The following is a 3,528-nucleotide window of genomic DNA, read 5'->3' on the forward strand; positions in this document are numbered from 1 at the left end:
GGTGATCTGCCTCGCCGAGGGCGATCCGGCCGGAGCGCTCGGCGTGCTGGCCGACGTCCTCGATGGCACGGCACCGGTCATCGGGTACGTCACGGTCGTTGAAGCCCAGCTGCTGGCCGCGCTCGCCCACCGTGCGCTCGGCGACCAGCGCGCGGCCAACCAGGCCGCCGAACACGCCCTCGCCCTGGCCGAGCCGGACCGGCTGGTCCTGCCGTTCGCGATGACGGGCTCACAGGAGCTGCTCGAGGCGCTGCCGCGGCACGAGACAGCCCACGCCGCGCTGCTCGCCGACATCCTCGACGTCGTGCACGGCGCATCCTTGCCAGCCAAGGACCAGGCCTCGTCGTCGCAAGCCGACGAGCTCAGCCCAAGCGAGCTTCGGGTGCTGCGCTACCTCCCGACCAACCTCTCCAGGCCGGAGATCGCCAGCGAACTGTCCGTCTCGGTGAACACGGTCAACACCCACGTCCGCAACATCTACGCCAAGCTCCAGGCCCGTGATCGCTCCTCGGCAGTACAGCGCGCACGAGAACTGCGACTCCTGTCGACCGGCCGCACGCGCTAGCACGGCGGTCACCAGATCCTGGTGATGCGGGTTCACCTGCCCGCATTCGACCATGACGGCATGGACCCAACGCCCGCCCGGTACAGGATCCGGATCCACGGCCACCTCGGCGCCACGGTGCTGTCTGCGTTCCCGGCGCTGGCGCCGCAACGGCACGGCGCAGACACCGTGCTCACCGGCCTCCTGGACCGGTCGGCACTCTACGGCGTACTGGCCGAGATCGAGGCGCTCGGCCTGGACCTCGTCGAGGTCCGCCAGCTCACACCAAGACGCAAATCATCAGGATCAGGTGACAGCCGCTCACCGTGACGGCCACGAACTTCGGGCGCACCCGAACCTGCTACGAGAAGGTGCCGCACCAATGACCAGTGCGCCCATGCGCGACCCGCTCGCCGACCATCTCCTCACGCCGCAGAACGCAGCGCCCCTGCTCAGCGACTACCAGCCCGCCCAGCTGGCCGGAGTCCGCTCGATGGATCACGAGCTCCTGGTCAAGAACGCCGTCTCGACGGTCAAGACCATCAAGACCTTCGGGGTCCCGGTCGTGCACTCGACCATCAACGTCGCCTCCGGCCGGGGACAGCCAACGCTCCCCGAGCTCGCCGACCTGCTGACAGACGACAAACCGCCCGACCGGACAACGGTCAACTCCTGGGAGGACATCGAATTCCTCCTGGCCGTCCACACGACCGGCCGCAGGAAGCTCATCCTCTGCGCTCTGTGGACAGAAGTCTGCATGGCCTTTGCCGCACTCGATGCGCTGCGGGAAGGGTACGAGGTCTACCCGGTCATCGACGCGATCGGCGGCACCTCGCCCGAGGCCCACCGCACCAGCCTTGACCGCGTGATCCAAGCCGGCGGGCAGCCGATCAGCTGGGTCTCGCTCGCTTGTGAGCTTCAGCGCGACTGGGCTCGTCAGGACACGGCCCCAGCGATCGTCGAGATCGTCCTCACCGACCGCCTCCTGCAGGAGCAATAGCGCCCCCCGGCAGCCGCGGCTCGCAGGATGGCCCGCAACGCCGCAGCAGAGGCTCGGGCGACAGGCCGGCCGGGCAGGCAAACACGAACCTCAGGAGGATGTCGGATGTTCACCATCGCGCAGCCCGCGATGACCCGGCTCGGCGACCACCCGACGCGGCCGGCAGCCGACTGCGCTGGGTGCGCCAGCTCGCCCAGACGGCGGGAGCCGGAAGATGAACGAGACGTGTGACCGGTGCGGACCAGCGGTCCGCGCGGCGTGCCGCGCCGAACGGTATGGCGAGCTCTACCTATGCCAGCACTGATGAAGCCGCCGCACCTCCCTGAGGAGCCCATCCCCGCGCTGACGACGTGCAGCTCCGCCGACCTCACCGACTGTGTAGTGCTGGATAGGCAGTTCGGCTGTTCCCGACTACGTCGGTCTATGGCCAGGTTGCGCTTCTTCGATGAGCAAGAAGTCCCTCACTTGCGTCGCACAGCCAATGAGGCCGGGGAATAAGTTTTATGCGCGCCGCGGAGCAGTTGCTCATTTGGCACGGAATGCCACGTATCTATCTGCGGTCGCGAGCGACCCGACTCCAGAGGGGGGCGTAAGTAATGGAAAAGGGTCGCCGGCCCTAAAGGGTAAGAGTGAGTTAGCTGGCAAGCCGGGCGTATCTACCAATACCGTGGCGCACCCCGAACTGCTAGCACTTCTGCCGCTGGGGCACATTCGCGACCAAAGCGGTCACCGTCCCGCGCAAGCGGATGGCTCGCTCGAGGCGAGCGAGGCCGACCGCCGTAGGCGGCCACGCAGCGGGACCACTCAACGGCGCGTGCGCGCCGTTGAGGCACTGGGGGGAAGGAAGCTCATGAAGCTTGTCACGTCACGCCGCGCGCGGGTCCGTGCGCTGCTGCTGGTCACTGCCGTGTTGGGGATGCTGTTGGCGTATGCCGTGCCGGCGTCGGCCAGCCATCCCGAGGTCAGTCTTGCGGGCAGCAACTTCGAGATCGATACCGACGCCAACCTCAAGGCCGACGACGCGGCGCCGTCGATCGACTGGGGCACCGTCGCCGAGGTCCGCAAGGTCGACAAGCCCACCGGCGCGACCGATGACTCCTTCGGGCAGGGCACCAAGGAGGACACCGCGGTCCCCACGGTGGTCAACGGCAGCATCCCGCCGCAGAAGAGCGACCTGCGCACCTTCGGTGTCTACCAGGAGACGGTCGGCAACCGGAACTTCATGCACATGTTCTGGCACCGGGTGCAGGAGCCGCAGGGCACCACCAACATGGACTTTGAGTTCAACCAGTCCACCACCGTCTCGGGCAACGGCGTGACGCCGGTCCGGACCGCCGGTGACCTGCTGGTCCAGTACGACCTCGCCCAGGGCGGCACCAACCCGGTGCTGTTCCTGTCCCGCTGGGTCACCTCCGGCAGCGCCGCGCAGTGCGAGGCGGCCAACCAGGTGCCGTGTTGGGGGACCAAGACGAACCTGACCGCGGCCGGCGACGCCACCGGGTCGATCAACACCTCGGCGATCCCGGCGGCGGAGGCCGACGGGCTGGGCGCCATCTCGCCGCGGACGTTCGGTGAGGCGTCGCTGGACCTGGACGCGATCCTGGGCGGCGGCACCCAGTGCCGCGCGTTCGGCAGCGCCTACCTCAAGAGCCGGTCGTCGGACTCCTTCACCGCCGCGGTGAAGGACTTCATCGCCCCGACGCCGGTGAACATCAACCTGTGCGGCTCGGTCCAGATCATCAAGACCGACGACGCCACCCCGCCCAACCCGCTGGCGGGCGCGGCGTTCACCCTGTACAACGACAACCCGCCGGTCGGTGGCAGCCGCGGCGCCGAGGACACCATCACGACCCTTGCGTGCACCACCGGCGCCGACGGCACCTGCGTGATCGCCAACGTGTTCAAGGGCGAGTACTGGGTGGTGGAGACGGTCGTGCCGCCCGGCCACGACGGCGTCGCCGACCAGCACGTCACCGTGGTCGCC

4 protein-coding genes are annotated in these 3,528 nt (G+C 68.4%); all 4 read left to right on the top strand.

All coding sequences use genetic code 11. From position 1 onward, the window contains the following. A partial coding sequence (locus VGR06_RS31215) for a helix-turn-helix transcriptional regulator (RefSeq protein ID WP_327562755.1) occupies positions 1 to 565 on the top strand: 565 nt, incomplete at its 5' end. A 60-nt stretch (positions 566 to 625) separates the two neighbouring features. Then, entirely contained in the window at positions 626 to 874 is a 249-nt protein-coding gene (locus VGR06_RS31220; RefSeq protein WP_327562756.1) for a hypothetical protein, read from the top strand. Between the two features lie 52 nt (positions 875 to 926). Beyond that, complete coding sequence (locus VGR06_RS31225) at positions 927 to 1,544, top strand: isochorismatase family protein (RefSeq protein WP_327562757.1); 618 nt, start codon at positions 927 to 929, stop codon at positions 1,542 to 1,544. Positions 1,545 to 2,394: 850 nt separating this feature from the next. Beyond that, a partial coding sequence (locus VGR06_RS31230) for a prealbumin-like fold domain-containing protein (protein ID WP_327562758.1) occupies positions 2,395 to 3,528 on the top strand: 1,134 nt, incomplete at its 3' end.

Origin of the sequence: Actinophytocola sp., assembly GCF_036002505.1 — a bacterium.
GTDB lineage: Bacteria > Actinomycetota > Actinomycetes > Mycobacteriales > Pseudonocardiaceae > DASYTH01.